The sequence below is a fragment of the Crassaminicella profunda genome (assembly GCF_019884785.1).
GTDB lineage: Bacteria > Bacillota > Clostridia > Peptostreptococcales > Thermotaleaceae > Crassaminicella > Crassaminicella profunda.
In genome coordinates this window covers 4,257,991-4,276,455 of sequence record NZ_CP082326.1, presented here as the reverse complement: position 1 = coordinate 4,276,455, position 18,465 = coordinate 4,257,991, and the positions used below count along the sequence as shown (strand labels likewise).

Here is an 18,465-nt window from a genome sequence, read left to right as displayed (position 1 = left end):
AATTTTGATAAAACTTTGAAACTCGCATTTTTTAAACCTTCATGTATTCATTATCAAAATATTCTATTGGCATGAATATTGCTTATTAACTAAATAGGTAAATCTCTATAAGTTCATAGCAAGGGAGTGACATTGCATGGAAAAACTACTAAAAATAGTAATAGAAAACAATAGAAGTTGGACAAAACATGGTAAAGTGGCATCATACATCCCTGAACTTGCAAAAGCTAATCCGAATGCTTTAGGTATTCATATTTTTGATTTAGATTGTAATGAATTTTGTGCTGGAGATTATAAAACAGCCTTCACTATTCAAAGTGTTTCAAAAGTCATTATCCTTATTTGTGCATTAATGGACAAAGGAAAAGAAACTGTATTTTCTAAGGTGGGAACGGAACCTTCTTCTGATCCATTTAACTCCATTATCAAACTAGAAACAAGACATTCTCATAAACCCTTAAATCCTTTTATTAACGCTGGAGCAATTGTTTGTACATCTTTAGTTGCTGGTGATAATGGTATTGAGAAGTTTGAACGTGTCCTTGGAATGATGAAAAAAATGGCTGATAACCCTACTATTCAAGTAAATTTTAATGTATATCAATCAGAAAAACTTACAGGGAATACAAATAGAGCCATCGCTTACTACTTAAAGGGGGCCAACATCATTGAAAGAGATGTAGAAGATGTATTAGATGCCTACTTTAAATTATGTTCTGTTGAAGTTACTGTAAAAGATATGGCTAGAATAGCTTCCGTTATTGCCAACGGGGGAATTGCTCCTTGGTCAAAGAAAAGACTTCTTCCCCAAAAAGTAAATCAAATTGTACAAGCCCTCATGATGACTTGTGGATTATATGATGCATCTGGAGAATTTGCAGTAAACATTGGAGCCCCTTCAAAGAGTGGTGTTGGTGGATGCATCCTATCTGTCGTTCCTAAACGAATGGGTATTGCTGTAGTTGGCCCTGCCCTTGATGAAAGTGGAAATAGTATTGGTGGAAAAAAAGTTTTAGAAGAGATTTCAGAAAAGTTAAACCTTAGTATATTTTAAGTCCATTTATTTCAAAAACCTACATGCTATAATTTTTAAGTTTTTAATAGCCTAAGGCTATTGATTATTACCTATAGGTAATAAAAATATAAAAAGGAGAGTGTTTTAATGGATTTTTTAAACACAATAGTTGGTAAGGGAAATACCATACTATGGTCTTACGTACTCATTTATATGTTAGTTGGTCTTGGTCTTTATTTTACTGTAAGAACAAAATTTGTACAATTTAGATTGTTTGGAGAAATGTTCCGACTTCTTACAGAAGGGGCAAGTAAATCTGTTACCAACAAAGAGAAAAAAGGAGTTTCATCCTTTCAGGCATTCTGTATCAGTACTGCATCTCGTGTAGGTACAGGAAACCTAGCAGGGGTAGCTATCGCTATTTCTATTGGTGGCCCAGGGGCCGTATTTTGGATGTGGTTAATCGCTTTAATCGGTGCTGGTTCAAGTTTTGTAGAGAGTACACTGGCTCAAATTTATAAGGTACCAGATAAGCATGGCTATAGAGGTGGTCCTGCATACTATATGGAAAAAGCCTTAAATATGAGATGGATGGGAATATTATTCTCTATTTTGATTACTTTATGTTTCGGTTTAGTATTTAATTCTGTACAAGCAAATACTATTTCTCTTGCTTTTGAACAAGCCTTTGGTGTTCAAAGATGGATGGTAGGATTAGCTCTAATGATCTTTACAGCTATTATCATCTTCGGTGGCGTAAAAAGAATTGCAAAAGTTGCTGAAACAATCGTACCCGTTATGGCCATCGCATATGTATTAGTTGCTGCATTTGTTCTTATTAAAAACGCTTCTCAAATTCCATCTTTATTTTCTTTAATTATAGGCAGTGCATTTGGACTTAAGGCTGCTATTGGAGGAGCTGCTGGTGTAGCTATTAAACAAGCTCTTATGCAAGGGATTAAGAGAGGTCTATTCTCAAATGAAGCTGGTATGGGTAGTGCGCCAAATGCTGCTGCAACAGCTGAAGTAACACACCCTGTAAAACAAGGACTTATTCAAACTTTAGGGGTATTTACGGATACTTTATTAATCTGTAGTGCCACTGCATTTGTTGTTATATTATCAGGTGCTTATACGAATGGAGATTTAACAGGAATTCAACTTACACAAACAGCTTTAAGCTCTCAAGTAGGTTCTTGGGCAAATACATTCATTGCTGTCTGTATATTATTATTTGCATTTAGTTCTATCGTTGGAAATTACTATTATGGGGAATCTAATATAGAATTTATGAGCGGAAGCAAAACATGGTTATTAATTTACAGAGTAGCTGTATCATTAATGGTTCTATGGGGATCTGTACAAAAGATTCAAATCGTTTGGGATATGGCTGATTTATTCATGGGAATGATGGCTGTAATTAACTTAATTGCCATTGCAATGCTTGGTAAATTTGCTTTTGCTGCGTTAAAAGATTATGTAGATCAAAAGAAGGCAGGAAAAGATCCCGTATTTTATGCTGATAGCATTCCTGGACTACAAAATGTTGAGTGTTGGGAAAAAAGAAAAAAAGCAAATCTTGAAAAGGCATAAAATAATCATATAAAAAATCATCTACAAAATGTAGATGATTTTTTTATATTAAATATATACTTTTTCTACAGATGAAGAACCACTCAAATAAAGCATAGGTGGATAATACATCTCAAAATCAAGAATATCTCCAATCTTTATTTCTTCATTACAATCATGAACATCTATAATCAAATGATCACTACTACTCCCAATAATTTTAACTCCTTGTTTTTGAGGAATTAATTTATCAGGTAATCCAAAGTCCTGTTTCCCAACAGCTACTAATGCTCTTTTTCGTATCCCTTTATCCTCATAGGTAGGTCTTTTTCCAAAAGCATCAATAAAAATCTCTCCAATAGGATAGGTAGGTTTATCTTTTACCTCTACCACTTCCGCCTTTAAAACAAATGTATCTTGATGCATATGACTCATATCTATTTTCCACAAATCATCTAAGTCCTTTGCTAATAACATTCCTTCTCCCACCCTTAAATGATTGATTCTCTTTGGAATTTTTCCATCTATAATAAGAGGGAGAGTACTTGTAGCTCCACCAGATATAATCTCTAGCTTTCTACCTATTCTTTCTTCTATTTTTTCTGCTATTTCACAAAGTCTACCAAGATTCTCTTCTGTAGGCTTTATAGAACCATAACATCCTAGGTTTGTCCCTATCCCAAGTAAATTAACACTTTTAAGATTATTTTCTACATATAAAGCCATATCAATAAACTCATCTTCATCAACAAAGCCTTCTCTTAAATCTCCAAGGTCAAACATTAAAACAATGCCATGTGTCTTCCCTTGAACTTCACAGACTCTTTGGATTTCATTTAATATTTCTATCTCAGAATTCAAACTAATATCTACAGATTTTACTAATTCATCAATTTCGCTAAACATGGGAATACGAATAAGCATCATGGGTAAATTTATTCCAGCTTCCTTAAGTTTAATCATTTGGTTCATTCTTGAACTTGCAATATATTTACATCCAGCTTTTACAAATTGGTCAGCAACTGGAAACAACCCATTAAACCCTTTTACTACACCAGCAATGCTAATTCCATTCTCATTACATAAATCAACTGTACATTTTACATTTTCATAGATTTTCTTCAAATCCATTTGCAACATAGGATATTTTTGCTTTTGTTCAGCACATTGGCACATACTAATTCCCCCTCTAGAAAAATCTATTCTTGAAATAAAATTAGGTTGAGTGTTCTTTGAAGTTTTTGTTTTATATCCCAAAATTTTCTTATCATTAATTATATTATAAAAAATTTCGAATATTACATCTCCATCCATATTAAACATTTACCACCCAACCATAAAAAATAAAAAAACAACCATAAATTTCATGGTTGTTTTATGTCTTCTTTAATTTTCTAATGAGTTTCGATAATCTATACAATCCTTCGTTCAAATCTTTTATAGATGCATACGAATAAGATATTCTCAAGCTTTGATTATGACTTCCATCATAAATATATCCAGGATACAATAAAATTCCTATTTTACAAGCTTCATCAAATAATTTATACATTGCTATAGGATCTTTTAAAGTAACCCACACATAATAACCTCCACTAGGGATCTTCCACGTAGCAATATCAGAAAAGTATTTTTCTAAAGCATCAATAGTTATTTCCCTTCTTATGTATAATTGTTTTCTCAAGTACTCAATATGTTCTTCATAAAGTCCTGTCTCAAGCCATTTCCCAACAGTAAGCTGTGCCAACGAGCTAGAACCATAATCTGTTTGCATTTTTATATCTGCAAGTCGATCAATAACAGGCTCTGGTCCTGCAATCCATCCTATTCTTAACCCTGGACTCAAAGTTTTCGATACGCTCCCTACATATAAAACAAGTCCATTGGTATCTAAACTTTTTAATGGATTAGGAGGTCGATGATCAATCCACAATTCTCTATATACATCATCTTCAATAATAGGCATTTTTTCTTTTTGACATACTTTTATAAGCTCTTTTCGTCTCCTTTGTGACATAACAATCCCCGTTGGATTTTGAAAATTAGGTATAATATAAAGAATCGAAGATCTATTTTTCTTGGTATACTTAGGAATTAAATTTCCTTGAATCCCTTCCTCATCTATAGGAATACCACATCTTCTCATACCTATAGATTGAAGAATTTGAAGAGAATACAAATAGGATGGTTTTTCTAAAAACACTGTAGACCCAGGCTGCAAAAGACCCATAGAAATAAGCTGTATGGCCTGCACAGCTCCAGATACAATGAGGATAGAGGAAGGAGATACATGAATGTCATACTTTTTTAAATACTTACTAATATGCTCCCTTAAATATAACATTCCCTTTGGTTCTTCATATCCTAGGTTATTTATATTTTTTGAAACTTCCTTTAAAATAATCTCCATTTTTTTTGTAGGAAATAAATCTGGAGACGCTTCTCCAGTACTTAATCGTATGAACCTACTATCAAACTCTAATTCATTAATTCGCTTAATGGTCTTTAAATTTGGAATATGAATCCCCTCTTCAATATAGGATTGCCAATTAGGCTGAATATTGCCTATAAGAGGCATACTATTATTCACAATCTTTGTTCCGCCTTTTCCCTTTCCTTCTACTATTCCCTCCGCTTTTAATTCATCTAAAGCAGCAACGATAGTGCTTCTATTCACCTCAAATTTTTGTGCTAAATCTCTTTGAGTAGGGATACTAGACCCTACAGGCCAATCTCCACTACTTATTTTTTCTTTAAAATAATCTACAATCTGCATATATAAAGTTTTTGAAATATCCCTACTAGGTTTCCAATCAATATGAATCATGTCTACATATCATTCCTTACATATTTTAATTTCCTTTTTTCCATACGATAGGTTTTTATTTATTTTTTAGAAACAAATTGATTATTTTTTATATAAAACCGCCAAAGCTTATCCTTGTATTCTTCCGCATAATCAATATTTACCCTCTTAGCTTCTACAATGTCCAGCTGTTCTTCATTGTCTAGTAAGTATAGATGCTCTCCTTTTACTAGATCGTATCCATTTAATTTCTTTGTTATATGAAGGGCTTTGCATAGCTTTCCCGGTCCATTTGTCAAATCCTTCAATGCTTTTGATTTTATTTTTCTATTTTCCCTTAAAAGGTCAAGTTCATTCAAAGGCTCAACAGCTCTTATTAATACAGCTTCTGGCTTGTCCTTTTTATTTGCTACAATATTTAAACAATGATACATGCCATAAATCAAATAAATGTACGCATGTCCTCCACACCAAAACATGACCTCCGTCCTATTTGTTCTTCGATTATTATACGCATGGCAAGCCTTATCAATAGGACCTATATAACCTTCTGTTTCAACAATTCTACACATAATCCGCTTCCCATCTATTTCTCTTACCAATATCTTTCCTAGTAAATCCTTTGCTAGGGTAATACCATCCTGCATATAAAAATCTTTATCTAATTTCAACAGCCGCACTCCTTTCACTGATACATTTTTTCATGTTTGATCAGCCATTCCTTCCTCCAAATCCCTCCAGCATATCCTATTAATTTCCCATTGCTTCCAATCACCCTATGGCAAGGAATGATAATAGGAATTTTATTTTTATTATTTGCATTTCCCACTGCTCTTACTGCTTTTTCATTTCCAATTATTTTTGCTACTTCTTTATAGGACACTACTTCTCCATAATTAATTTTCATTAAAGCATTCCATACACGCTTCTGAAAAGTCGTTCCTTCTACTTTTAAATTTAAATCAAAAGTTTTTCTTTTTCCTTGAAAATATTCATCTAGTTGATTGCATGCTTCTTTTAATATATCTGGCACTTCTAACGCTTTCTTTTCTCTTTCAACAAATGTAATAGATAAAACATACTCTAATGTGCTAATAATTTCTACTATGCCTACTGGTGAATGATAATAAATTTTATATGTCTTCATCAATATTCTCTCCCTATCTACTTCATCTTGTAATCTATTTTATCATTTGACTAACCATAGTAGCAAAAGTAGTTTAGAAAGAAAACATTTTATTTTTTAATCAAAAGGAATTTGTAGAAATATGTAGAATTTTAGAATGAGTCCCTATACAAGTTTTAATCTTAACTATATAGAAAGCAGAGGTTAAATTTATGAGTATCAAATCTAAATTGATCATTAGCTATGTATTATTAATTGTATTTTCAGTTGGTATATTAGGATTCTTAATAGGAAATCACTCTCGCAGTGCTGTTTTTCGTGAAGTAACTGAAAAAAGCAAGGGCACTGTAGAATTAATTCATAACATGGTCAGTGTTCGAAATAATCTTCTTTCAGAAAAAGTATGTACAGATTTACATTATGTAGAAGAACTACTCAATAATTTAGGAGAAATACGAATGGATTATAACAAGGAAGTTCAAGTTGGAAATTATACACTCCCTCCCTTATACGCTGGAAATACGAATCTAACCTTAGACACTGCACTTGCTGATAAAATAAAAAAATCAATTGGCGCAATTTATTCTATATTTTTACTTCAAGATGATCAATTAATAAGAGTTTCTACAAATCTAGAGATTACTGGAAATAGAGCCATAGGAACCAAACTATCTAGCGATCATTATTCTAATAATGATTGCAATATTAACAACTGTAATATTTACAAAAAAATCATCAATAATAAAACCTATTATGGTAGTCATTTAATTGGAGATGACTGGTTAATAACAGGCTACAAACCACTCCTTGATAAAGATAAAAAAGTGATAGGGGCTATCGCTTTAGGTTATAAAGGAATCAATTCATATCTAGAAAAAACACTCAATGATATTAAAATTGGGAAAACAGGGTATGTCTATGTGATGAATTCAAAAGGGGATGTTCTTGTTCATCCAAATATAAAAGGGGAAAATCTGTCTTCCTTTGCATTTTCTCAAAAAATAATCAAAACAAAAAATGGTATTATCGAATATGAATTTCAGGGAGTCTCTAAAATGGCTTCTTACAAATATTTTGCGCCTTGGGATTTATACATCATCGCAACAGCTAACTATGATGATTTAAAGTCTTCTTCTATATCTATTTTTAAAACAACTTTATTTATAGGAATTTTTATTTCTCTAATATGTGTCATTGTATCGCTATTTGTTGCAAATACATTAGTACAACCTATTAATAAATTGAAAAATTATATGGAATCTGTTAGTCAAGGAGATTTAACTGTTTATTCTGATATAGAAAGTAAAGATGAAATTGGTATCCTATCCAATAGTTTTAATCATATGGTGGAGGAGAACAAAAGATTATTACAAGAAATTATTAATCATGATCACATGAAAACAGAGTTTTTTTCAAATATCTCTCACGAACTAAAAACGCCTATCAACATGATTTTATCAACATCCCAATTATTTTCTTTTTATGCAAAAAATGAACAGCCTGCAATTACTAGTAATAAATTAACTCATCATATAAATATCATCAATCAAAATTGCTATCGGCTCTTAAGGCTCGTAAATAATTTGATTGATATTACAAAGATAGATTCAGGATATATGAAACTAAATTTAAAAAATGAAAATCTTATAGAAGTTGTTGAGAATATAACTTTATCTACTGTTGAATATGTAGAAAGTAAAGGAAGAATCCTTATATTCGATACGGATACGGAAGAAAAATTTATGGCTTTTGATGAAGAAAAAATAGAAAGAATTATGCTCAATCTTATTTCTAATGCAGTAAAATTTACACGCCCAAAAGATACAATCCAAATAAATGTTTATGATAAAAAAGATAAAATAGATATTTCTATAAAAGATACAGGTATTGGTATTCCAGAAGATAAAGTAGAAAAGATCTTTGAAAGGTTCAAACAAGTAGACCCTCTTTTAAATCGTAGTCATGAAGGAAGTGGAATAGGATTATCTCTTGTAAAATCTTTAGTAGAAATGCACAATGGAAGTATTTCTGTAAAAAGTACCTATAACAAAGGCACTGAGTTCATTGTTACATTGCCAGTAAAATTTGTCCCTGAAGAAAATACCCCCTCACAAAAAGATGATTTTTCAAAGAAAACCAATGTAGAAAAAATAAAAATTGAGTTTTCTGATATTTATTCATAAAAGTAAACAGCCCAAATGGGCTGCTTTTATTCTCTTTCAAATAAACTGTAATTAAACGGAAATGGCGTAGTTTCTTCTTCTCCTTCTAATAGCATTATATATTCAAATGCTATTAAGCCTTTTCCTTCTTTAAAAGTTTTTACTTCCTTATAGGTATCTTCTGGATAACCTTTCATTCCTTTGATTATTATTTCTGTTGTAACCATACTTTTATTCTCTGGATCTGTAGAAACATCTGTAATTTTTGTTTCTGCAGTATATTCTTTTCCATCTATATTTACTTGTTGATTCCATGATGCACCTTCTTCAATAGGCAATTTTAAAACTACTTGTTCACGGATAATAGATTGTGAAAATCTTCTAGTTTTGTTTTTTTGTATTTCTTTTACATCATCTTCATTAATTACATATTGTGTTTCAAGAATTCTATCCTCTTTTGAAGGACCTTCGCCTTCGCTCATGTCTTCTATTTCTCCCTTAAAATTCAATGTGATTTTTTCATTTTCTTCTATCACTTTATTTAAGGTTAGTGTTTGTCCATATTCAGCAACGCCACTATAATTGAATACCATTCCTTCTACTGCTGGAAAATACTTTGTTAATTCTTGACTATAACCTTTTTCAGTTTTTACTTCTTCACTTTTCTCTACATCTTTGCTTGCACAGCCAACTCCTAAAATCATTATAGAGATAATACATATAATAGAAAAACCTTTTTTCATCATAGATTTCATAAAATCCTCCCTTTCATATTTTTTCATAGATTTTCTGCATGCAGTGTATATCAATCTTTACAAATTCATTATACCTAAGTACAAATCTAAATTGGTTACAAAGTAGTTAAGATTTCTATGGTTACCTTAGTTCCTTTATTTTCCTCACTCTCTATAACTAGATTTCCTCCATGCATAGATATAATTTCTTTACAAACAGCTAATCCTATACCACTTCCTGATTCCTTCGCCTTCCCTTTGTAAAACTTATCCATAACCTTTTCTATATCTTCTTTCGGAATTCCAATGCCATCATCTTCTATCTCTATAAAAACTTTATTTTCCTTTTTATAAGTATGAATTTTTATTATTCCATTATGTTTAGAAAATTTTACAGCATTATCCATGATATTAATAAATACCTGTTTTAGCCTATTCTTATCTCCATTGATCCAATAAAGTTCTTGTCCTATATTTACATGCAGCTTGATTCCTTCTTTTTCAATTCTTTTCTTAAAATAGCTACCTACTTCATTGATTAAATAGTTTATATTGATTTTTTCTAACTCTAAAGTAACTCTTTTAGCTTCAAATCTAGAAAAATCAAGAAGGTCTTCAACCAATCCCTTGAGTCTATCCGTTTCATCTGAAATAATTTTCAATCCTTCTTTTGCTTCCTCTAAGCTTGTAACCTCTCCTGTGAGCATAATCTCACTCCATCCTTTTATAGCTGTCAAAGGTGTCCTCAACTCATGGGATACAGATGATATAAATTCATTTTTTACTTTATTGCTTTTTACAATCTCACCTGCCATATAGTTTAAAGTATCAGAAAGGTTTCCTATTTCATCATCATATTTTTTTACTGATCCATAAGAAAAATCTCCCTTTGCCATTTTCCCAGCAACATTTGTCAATTCTTCAATAGGATTCACAATTCTCCTTGCTAAAAAAGAGCTCAGTAAAAAAGTAATAATGATTACTCCATTTCCAATAAAAAAAAGGATACGAGTAATTTTTCCTATGACCTTTTTTATATCTTCTGTAGAAGTAGAGTATCTAACAGCACCTAAAATATTTTTCCTTTTATCATAAAGAGGAACAGATATAGCTATTATAGCTTCTTCACTTTTTTTCATTTTCATTAATTGTGTTTTTCCCTGTAATCCTAATAATAAATCTTTTGAACCATGAGGTTGTTTATCATAAAATCCATAAGAGTCTGTTAACATGATTTTATTCACATCAAATACCTGCATATAAATGTGTTCTTGTTTACTATCATTTTCTAGTATGTATCTTGCTTTTTCCTCTATAGAATCATCAACAAGATATCGGTTATAAAAAGATCCTGAAATTTTTGCTTTATTCAATAGTTCATACTCTGCGCTATTCATATAATAGTTCCATATTCCCCATAAAAAAGTACTTTCTAAAAGAAATACAATGGTAATAATAATGATCCCATTTTGCATGTATATTCTATTTTTCAAACTCTTCATTCTTCAACACTCCATATATACCCATATCCCCAAACAGCCTTTAAATAAATAGGATTCGAAGGACTTTCCTCTATTTTTTGCCTTAGTCTTCTTACATGCACATCTACTGTTTTTATATCTCCTATATAATTATTTCCCCATATATGATCTAAAATTTCATCTCTACTAACAGCCTTATTAGAATTTTTCATCAAAAGCTCTAAAATAGCATATTCTGTTGGCGTAAGGGGGACGATCTCTCTATTTTTCTTTAAGATTTTTTGATCTATATTCATCTCATATGGTCCATAAATAAACTTATGTCCTTGGTTGGATAAATTTAATCTTCTTAAAAGAGCATTGATTCTTGCTGCTAATTCCTTTGGACTAAAAGGCTTTACCATATAATCATCTGCACCACTTCCTAAGCCTTCAATTTTATCCTTTTCCTGCCCCTTTGCTGTAAGCATGATAATACCTAAGTTTGGGTAACGAATCCTAAGTTTTCTGCAAACTTCCATCCCATCCATATCTGGCAGCATCACATCTAATAATGCAATATCTACACGCTCATCTGCTTTTTGTAATGCTTCTTTTCCATATGCAGTATCTATTACATCATGTCCTAAAGCCTTTAACTTTATTTTTATAAAACTTCGTATCGCTATTTCATCCTCTAAAACTAATATTTTTGCCATAACATTTCTCCTTTTAATATCTTATATAGTTTACTTTTTTAGGAATCTTACTATAACTATCTCTTAATTTATTTTTTGTAATCTTATATTTTTCTTCTACATTTTCACTAGATAAAATTCCTACAATCACATCTTCCATATCTTCTAAAATAACATACTTATCTTTTATACTTTCTTTATTTTCTTCCCAACCTTCTTTTGTATAACTTCTAATTGAAAATATTAATTTTCCACTTATGGTATAAAAATCCACCCTGTTCTCAGCCCTTTTGTCTTGTATATCTTCTATGATTCTAAACTGATTCTTATCTCCCCACTCTTTAGGAATATCCACTTTGTATCCAAATTTATAATTATGAGATTCTCTTTTTACTAGTATCAAATCATTTTTTCCATCCCATTGATACCATGTATTTAACCAATAGGTATTATATAAAAAATCCTCTGCGCCTAATACTTTTTCTAAAAGGCCAATTTCAACAATCCCGTCATGGTTTATATCTATTGCACCAACTCTATAGGGTTGCCATGTTTTATATCCTATTTCCTGTTCATTATTTAAAACTTCTACGAGCTGATTATTCTTTAAAATAAACAAATCTGTATACCCTGAATTCTCCTCTATGAGAAAATCAACAAAGATAGCTCTTTGGTTTTTATTAGCATTTCCAAATGTTATAGCAGCATCATAACTTTCATTATAGATAGTAAACCCATCAATACTTACCATTTCATCATTTAAATACTCAAAAGCCCTTAAACTTTTTTTATTACCATCCTCTAACCGTTGCAAGAGAATTAGTTCATTATTTTTATCATTATCTAAATCATATACTCCAAAGTCTATGTAGTTTTCAGTTTTAACTAAATGAAAATAACCATCATCATAAGAATATATATCTAAATAGTGGTCTTCATTTTCTCCATTCCATCCCACAAATAATTCTGGATTTTTATCTCCTGTTATATCTTTATATATTATTGAACTTATTCCTTGTCCACCCCCTTTAATATCATTGATTTTATACCAAATACCATTCTTTTTCTTGAGAATCATAACCCCATATGTACTTTCTCCTTCTTTATATAAAAGCAATAGCTCATTATTCCCATCTCCATCTAAATCTACTCTCCGAACAGCTTCTTGATCCCTTTGCCTTAGTGCTAAAGTTAATGTTTTTGTCTCTGTTACAAACTCAGAAATTACTCTTTGAATTTCTTCCTTAGCATAGCTTTTGGGTCTTTTCATCAAATTTTGTGGAGACTCAATGGTACATCCTGATAAAATAAAAATCACCATGTATAAAACAATTATTTTTTTCACCTGTATTTTCTCTCCCTTTATAGGAATTTATTTTATATTTAGTTTATCAAAAAAGTGGGCAGATCATTTAAGGACACTAAAAGAAGTAGCAAAATTAATAGCTACTTCTTTAGTGTCCTTGAAAATATCGGAAGGTTATTATGTATTTTCACGTGAAACATTTATTATCTTACCATCTGAATAAACGTATATAAAAGCTTCAATCCATAATAAATAATTACTCCCCCACAAACAATATTAATGGTTTGAATTATTTTGTTATTGAAATTATTTCTAAAAATAGAGACTATTGTAGTAACCCCTGTAAACCAAGATAATGAAGCTAAACATACCCCTAGAATAAACATCCTTGACCCTTCAATTGGAAGAGATGCACGAAATCCACCTAATAATAAAGAACCATCTATTAATGCTTGTGGATTCATCCAAGTAACTGTAAAACAAGCAATGACTACTTGTATTAAGGATTTATTTACATCTACATTATTATCTGTTTCTACCTTACTTCTTATAAGACCTACACCTATATATATAACTACTAAGCTTCCAATGAGTAGTATAGCACCTCTTAGCATTTGTGATTTTTCCATTAACATACCCATTCCAAAGAAACAGGCTAATGCAAGAGAAATATCAAAAAATGATGTGATTAAGGCAACCTGATATGCTCTTATTCGATCTTTACTGATAGCTGTATTGATTACATAAAGATTCTGCATACCTATAGGCGCTACATAAGCAAGTCCCAACATAAATCCTTGTGCAAGATAACCAACCATATATCTTCCCCCTTTATCTTTTGTCTACTATCATTTTAATCCTAAAAACCCCTACTGTCTCCAACCAAGCATAATAAATTTATCCCCAACCAAGGAAAAAGCAGTTGCTTTTACAACTACTTTTCCTTGATCAATTCTCTTATAATTATAGATAGCTTTTCAAGCCCTTTTTCTAAATCTTTTAATGATGCATAGGCATAAGAAATTCTTAAACTTTGATTATTTGAAAAATCATACATATATCCTGGATTGATTAATATCCTTTTTCTCCAAGCCATATGAAACAACTTATTCATAGATATTTTTTCTTTAAGGGTTAACCATATATAAAATCCTCCTTTAGGTTTTTCCCATAGAGCTATATCCGAAAAATTTTTCTCCAATGCATTCAATGCTATTTGCCTACGAAGCTTTAATTTTTCCCTTACTTCTAGAAGATTTTCTTCATATAAGCCACTCTCAATCCACTCTGCTATTGCCCATTGAGAAAGGGAACTAGAGCCATAATCTGTCTGCATCTTTATATCTCCTAATCGTTCTACAACAGGTTCTGGCCCAACCAACCAACCTATTCTAAACCCAGGTGCCAAGGTCTTAGATGTACTTCCTAAATAAAGAACCGTTCCATTTTTATCCTTCGTCTTTAAAGGTAATGGTGGCATCTCATCAAGCCAAAGCTCCCTGTAAACATCGTCTTCAATAATAGGAAGTCTTTCCTTTTCACATATTTTAAGTATTTTTTCTCGTCGATCCTCTGGCATAACAATACTTGTAGGATTGTGAAATGTAGGAATAGTATAAAGGAGCGTTGTATTTTTATTATTCCTTTTTATTTCACTAGGCTTAATCCCACCTCTATCCATAGATAATCCTGTTAGCTTCATACCTGTAGATTCAAAAACATGAAGGGACTTTATATAAGAAGGCTTTTCAACAAATATGGTCGACCCAGGCTGAAGGATACCAATAGATATTAATTGAAGGGCTTGTAGTCCACCAGAAGTAATTAAAATAGAAGCTGGCGATGCATGAATTCCATATTTTTTTAAGTATTGGCTAATAATCTCTCTTAAATGCTGTAATCCTTTAGGCTCTAAATATCCTAAAGAATGTACTTTTTCTGAAAGATTTTTAAATACTTTCTTCATTCTTTCATTGGGAAAAAGGTCTGGAGAAAGCTCTCCTGTCCCTAACCGAATCATATTAGGCTCAAACTCTAATTTATTGATCAATTGAATTGTTTCTAGATTTGGTCTGTGAACCCCTCCTTCAATATAATCCTGCCAATTGGGAGGAGATATAGAGGCTAATAATGACCAAGTATTATTTACAATAATTGTACCTTTCGTACTTTTTCCTTCTATCAATCCCTCTGCCTTTAATTCATCTAAAGCTTCTACAATAGTGCTTCTATTCACACGAAAGGCTTTTGCTAATTCTCTTTGGGTAGGCAGCTTGCTTCCTATAATCCAATCCCCATTAGCTATTTTTCTCTTAATATAGTCTATAATTTGCTTATACAAAGGAATAGACGATGTTTTATTTGGCTTCCAATCAATTGTTAACAAGAAATCACCTGCCCCTTTCAATCAGTTATTCTATAAAAACAAGGCTAATCATCATTTATCCTATATGGATAGGAATCTGTATTTCTGTAATAAACTCTTCCTTTTTAGCCGTTTGATGTATATCTACCCTATATATTTCTAAGGGATTTCCCCTAAGAGAATAATGATGTTTCTTTATATACATTAGCATCTGTGAAATAAATCTTTGGCTTTTTTCATAAGCTCCTTTATATACCAAAGTAGCATAGTATCCTTCAGGCAAGCATATATAATCATAATTTTCTACATCCTCTACAAAAAAGAATACTTTCTGATATAGATTATATCTCCCTCTTTTCATCCCTTCATCAGATATAAAAGCCCCCATATCTTTATTTCCAAATAAAAAAACTTTTTCATCACTGATGCTTTGTAATTTTCTAAAAGCCAAATCTATCTCCTCATCCTTTGATACATCTTGCTCTATTAAAATAATTTTCCTTAAGGGGATGTTTTTTATTTTTATTTTTTCATAATCCTTAATTTTATTTATTTGCTTTAGTGAATCTAACTTTCTTTTTAGATTCTTGTTGGTATCTTCAAGACTTTCAATTTCCTTTTCAATCAATTTGATTTCATGATCTACTAATGCTTTGGTAGATTGTATACTCCGATCTTCTAGATATTCTTTAATTTGTTTTACAGAAAATTTTAATTTCCTTAAATCCTTAATAATATTTAACTTCCATACTTCTTCAATGCTATAAATTCGATAACCATTCTTCCTGCGCCTTGGGGTAATCAATCCTTTTTTTTCGTAATATCGCATAGAATCAGGACCTATATTGTACAATTTACAAATTTCTCCTATGGTATATTCTTTTTTCATTCATTCGACCTACTCTTTTTATATTTTTATTCATTGATCTATTGACCTTAGCATTATACCAACCTTTATACTCATATATAAAGGTTTCTTACTATTCATATTAACACAATAAAGGAGTCTGTCCTATGCAAGTAATAAAAAAAACAAGCTATCTTAAGCCTTTAACAAAAGAATTTTTAGAATATCTACTTCCCTCTATTAGTGCTATGTGGGTTTTTTCCATATATACAATGGTCGATGGTATGTTTGTAGGAAAAGGTATTGGACCTATGGCTCTAGCATCCGTGAATATTTCAATGCCTTTTATCAATATGATTTTTGCTATTTCTTTGATTATATCTATAGGAGCCTCTACCCTCATCTCTTTTCATTTAGGTGGTGGAGAAGAAAAGAAGAGTAATGAAATATTTACTTTGAATATAATTATCCTTTCATTTCTAGGACTTATCATCAGTATATTATCCTTAATATATTTAGAAGATTTGGCTATATTCTTAGGAGCTAGTCAAGAAACCTTACTCTATGTTAAGGATTATCTTAGATTGATCATTATTTTTAGTCCCTTTTTTATGTTAGCTTATTCATTAGAAGTATTAGTCAAAGCTGATGGCTTTCCTGTTTTTGCAATTGTTTTTGTAGGTCTAGCAGCTTTTATAAACATTCTATTCGATTATATATTTGTAATACTTTTAGACTATGGAGTAAAGGGTGCTGCCTTCGCAACAGGTCTTTCTCAATTCATTTCCTGTTTAGGTTTTTTATTTCATTTTATTTTTGGAAAATCAAAATTAAAATTGACACACCTAAAAATTAGTTTTTCTACACTAAAAAGTATCTTTTTAATTGGTTTTCCTGATGCAATAACAGAGCTTTCTACAGGTATTACCGTCTACTTATTTAACTATATGATTTTAAAACATATTGGAAATAGAGGAATCACTGCTTTTGGTGTTATTATGTATGTGAATAATCTAGTGATTATGACAATGGTAGCTATTAATCAAGGAATGCAACCTTTAGTCAGCTTTTATCATGGAAAAAGAGACTTTATACGCATTAAAAAGCTCCTAAGCTTATCCTTTAAAACAATACTTTTATGTTCCTGCTTATTTGTATTTGTATCTCAATTTTTTACAGATTATTTAGTATCCATGTTTATTGATCCTTCAAACTTAACAGTCTATCAACTTTCAAAAAAATCTTTGAAGATATTTAGTTATTCCTTTATGATTTGTGGCATAAATATCTTATTATCAGGGTATTTTACTGCTCTTAAGGAAACAAAAAAAGCCTCCTTAATCTCCATTTTAAGGGGCCTTATCGTTATTACATGTTTCATCTTTATCCTTCCTCATTTTTTAGGAAGCTTTGGCATATGGATTAGCTCTTTATTAAACGAAGTGTTTACCCTTTGCATTTCTCTATGGACCTTTTTTCGTTTCCATAATCATTTACAAAAACATTTATAATCCTCTTTTACTATAAATCTCTCTTTTTAAATTTCACAACCGCCAACAGAATCATTACAACAGCATAAAAAACAATGTACCCCATCATAAATGGACTTGGCTGAATACTTCCTCCAACCATACTTTCAAGGCTCATATTAAATCCTGAAGATGTTGTATATAAAAGGGCAGATGCCTTTCTATAGATAATATCTGATGGAATAACAAGACTTGTAATAATACCTATATTCGTTAAAACCGCTTTTGTCGCTGCATCAGTTAAGAAAAATCCTATTTGTTCTACGATTCCACCGACCATCCCACAAAAGTATAAAATCACTAAAATAACTCCTGAACCAATAGTTGATAAAGACACACTTAAAAACATGCCTATAGCTGTTAATAAAATAGGTAAAAGATAAAAGACAGTTAAAGATTTTATAATAGCTCCAGTAGAAAAATGGATGACAACACCTTTTCCAAATAATATATTTAATCCTAAAACACTTAAAAATAAAAAGGTTACATAAAGAAGCAATACAAATAAAATGCCTATAAACTTTCCTAAAACAATCTCATATCTAGCAATAGGCTTTGATAAAATAGCATCATAAGTCCCCTTTTCAATTTCTGATGCAATAGCCCCTACACTTGAAAAAATAGATAAAAATGCTGTAATAAATCCTACCGCATAAATACCCATAGATAAAAGCTGTCCTGAAATAGTTAACCTTACCAAAGTATCTGCTGAAGGTAATGCTTTATAGGTATATCTTAATGCAGTTCCATAAAGGAGCAAAAAAATTGCTGTAAGAATTAATGTTAGATATAAAATTTTCTTTTTTCTCATTTCAAGGAAGGTCATTCTGATAATCGTACCCATT

The 18,465-nt window shown here is 31.0% G+C and carries 16 protein-coding genes; 4 read left to right on the top strand and 12 right to left on the bottom strand.

Annotated elements, in window-relative coordinates:
• The first annotated feature begins 136 nt into the window (after positions 1–136).
• Positions 137–1,054: a glutaminase A gene (gene glsA, locus K7H06_RS19680; RefSeq protein WP_223037698.1), complete on the top strand. Its 918-nt coding sequence runs from the start codon at positions 137–139 to the stop codon at positions 1,052–1,054.
• A 108-nt stretch (positions 1,055–1,162) separates the two neighbouring features.
• Positions 1,163–2,608 (top strand): alanine/glycine:cation symporter family protein, encoded by a 1,446-nt coding sequence (locus K7H06_RS19675; RefSeq protein ID WP_223037697.1) that lies wholly within the window; start codon positions 1,163–1,165, stop codon positions 2,606–2,608.
• A gap of 48 nt (positions 2,609–2,656) precedes the next feature.
• Here the strand turns inward: K7H06_RS19675 and K7H06_RS19670 are convergent, their stop codons facing one another.
• The 4 genes from K7H06_RS19670 to K7H06_RS19655 all read right to left on the bottom strand — a co-directional run bounded on the left by K7H06_RS19670 (position 2,657) and on the right by K7H06_RS19655 (position 6,540).
• Entirely contained in the window at positions 2,657–3,763 is a 1,107-nt protein-coding gene (locus K7H06_RS19670) for an alanine/ornithine racemase family PLP-dependent enzyme (RefSeq protein ID WP_223037696.1), read from the bottom strand.
• 199 nt (positions 3,764–3,962) lie between these two features.
• Positions 3,963–5,414: an aminotransferase-like domain-containing protein gene (locus tag K7H06_RS19665; protein WP_223037695.1), complete on the bottom strand. Its 1,452-nt coding sequence runs from the start codon at positions 5,412–5,414 to the stop codon at positions 3,963–3,965.
• Between the two features lie 59 nt (positions 5,415–5,473).
• On the bottom strand, positions 5,474–6,064 hold the full coding sequence (locus K7H06_RS19660; RefSeq protein ID WP_223037694.1) for a DNA-3-methyladenine glycosylase: 591 nt from the start codon (positions 6,062–6,064) through the stop codon (positions 5,474–5,476).
• 14 nt (positions 6,065–6,078) lie between these two features.
• On the bottom strand, positions 6,079–6,540 hold the full coding sequence (locus K7H06_RS19655; protein WP_223037693.1) for a methylated-DNA--[protein]-cysteine S-methyltransferase: 462 nt from the start codon (positions 6,538–6,540) through the stop codon (positions 6,079–6,081).
• A gap of 191 nt (positions 6,541–6,731) precedes the next feature.
• Between K7H06_RS19655 and K7H06_RS19650 the strand changes: the two genes are divergently transcribed.
• Positions 6,732–8,702 carry a Cache 3/Cache 2 fusion domain-containing protein gene (locus tag K7H06_RS19650; RefSeq protein ID WP_223037692.1) on the top strand — a complete coding sequence of 657 codons (1,971 nt, stop codon included), beginning with the start codon at positions 6,732–6,734 and terminating at the stop codon, positions 8,700–8,702.
• 26 nt (positions 8,703–8,728) lie between these two features.
• On the opposite strand, the gene K7H06_RS19645 is transcribed toward K7H06_RS19650, so the two are convergent.
• The 7 genes from K7H06_RS19645 to K7H06_RS19615 form a co-directional block, all read right to left on the bottom strand.
• A complete protein-coding gene (locus K7H06_RS19645) occupies positions 8,729–9,436 on the bottom strand; it encodes a hypothetical protein (RefSeq protein WP_223037691.1) in 708 nt (235 codons plus the stop codon).
• Between the two features lie 95 nt (positions 9,437–9,531).
• Positions 9,532–10,917 (bottom strand): HAMP domain-containing sensor histidine kinase, encoded by a 1,386-nt coding sequence (locus K7H06_RS19640; protein WP_223037690.1) that lies wholly within the window; start codon positions 10,915–10,917, stop codon positions 9,532–9,534.
• A complete protein-coding gene (locus tag K7H06_RS19635; protein ID WP_223037689.1) occupies positions 10,914–11,594 on the bottom strand; it encodes a response regulator transcription factor in 681 nt (226 codons plus the stop codon). Before K7H06_RS19635 ends, K7H06_RS19640 begins: the two co-directional genes overlap by 4 nt.
• Before the next feature lie 13 nt (positions 11,595–11,607).
• The gene (locus K7H06_RS19630; RefSeq protein ID WP_223037688.1) at positions 11,608–12,918 is read right to left on the bottom strand and encodes a hypothetical protein; all 1,311 of its coding nucleotides are present in this window, start codon (positions 12,916–12,918) and stop codon (positions 11,608–11,610) included.
• 164 nt (positions 12,919–13,082) lie between these two features.
• Positions 13,083–13,697, bottom strand: coding sequence for a LysE/ArgO family amino acid transporter (locus K7H06_RS19625; protein WP_223037687.1), 615 nt, complete (start codon positions 13,695–13,697; stop codon positions 13,083–13,085).
• Positions 13,698–13,813: 116 nt separating this feature from the next.
• Entirely contained in the window at positions 13,814–15,265 is a 1,452-nt protein-coding gene (locus K7H06_RS19620) for an aminotransferase-like domain-containing protein (RefSeq protein WP_223037686.1), read from the bottom strand.
• A gap of 55 nt (positions 15,266–15,320) precedes the next feature.
• Entirely contained in the window at positions 15,321–16,133 is an 813-nt protein-coding gene (locus tag K7H06_RS19615) for a MerR family transcriptional regulator (protein WP_223037685.1), read from the bottom strand.
• A gap of 125 nt (positions 16,134–16,258) precedes the next feature.
• Between K7H06_RS19615 and K7H06_RS19610 the strand changes: the two genes are divergently transcribed.
• Positions 16,259–17,602, top strand: coding sequence for an MATE family efflux transporter (locus K7H06_RS19610; protein WP_223037684.1), 1,344 nt, complete (start codon positions 16,259–16,261; stop codon positions 17,600–17,602).
• A gap of 10 nt (positions 17,603–17,612) precedes the next feature.
• Here the strand turns inward: K7H06_RS19610 and K7H06_RS19605 are convergent, their stop codons facing one another.
• On the bottom strand, positions 17,613–18,464 hold the full coding sequence (locus K7H06_RS19605) for an ABC transporter permease (RefSeq protein WP_223037683.1): 852 nt from the start codon (positions 18,462–18,464) through the stop codon (positions 17,613–17,615).
• Position 18,465: the final 1 nt, after the last annotated feature.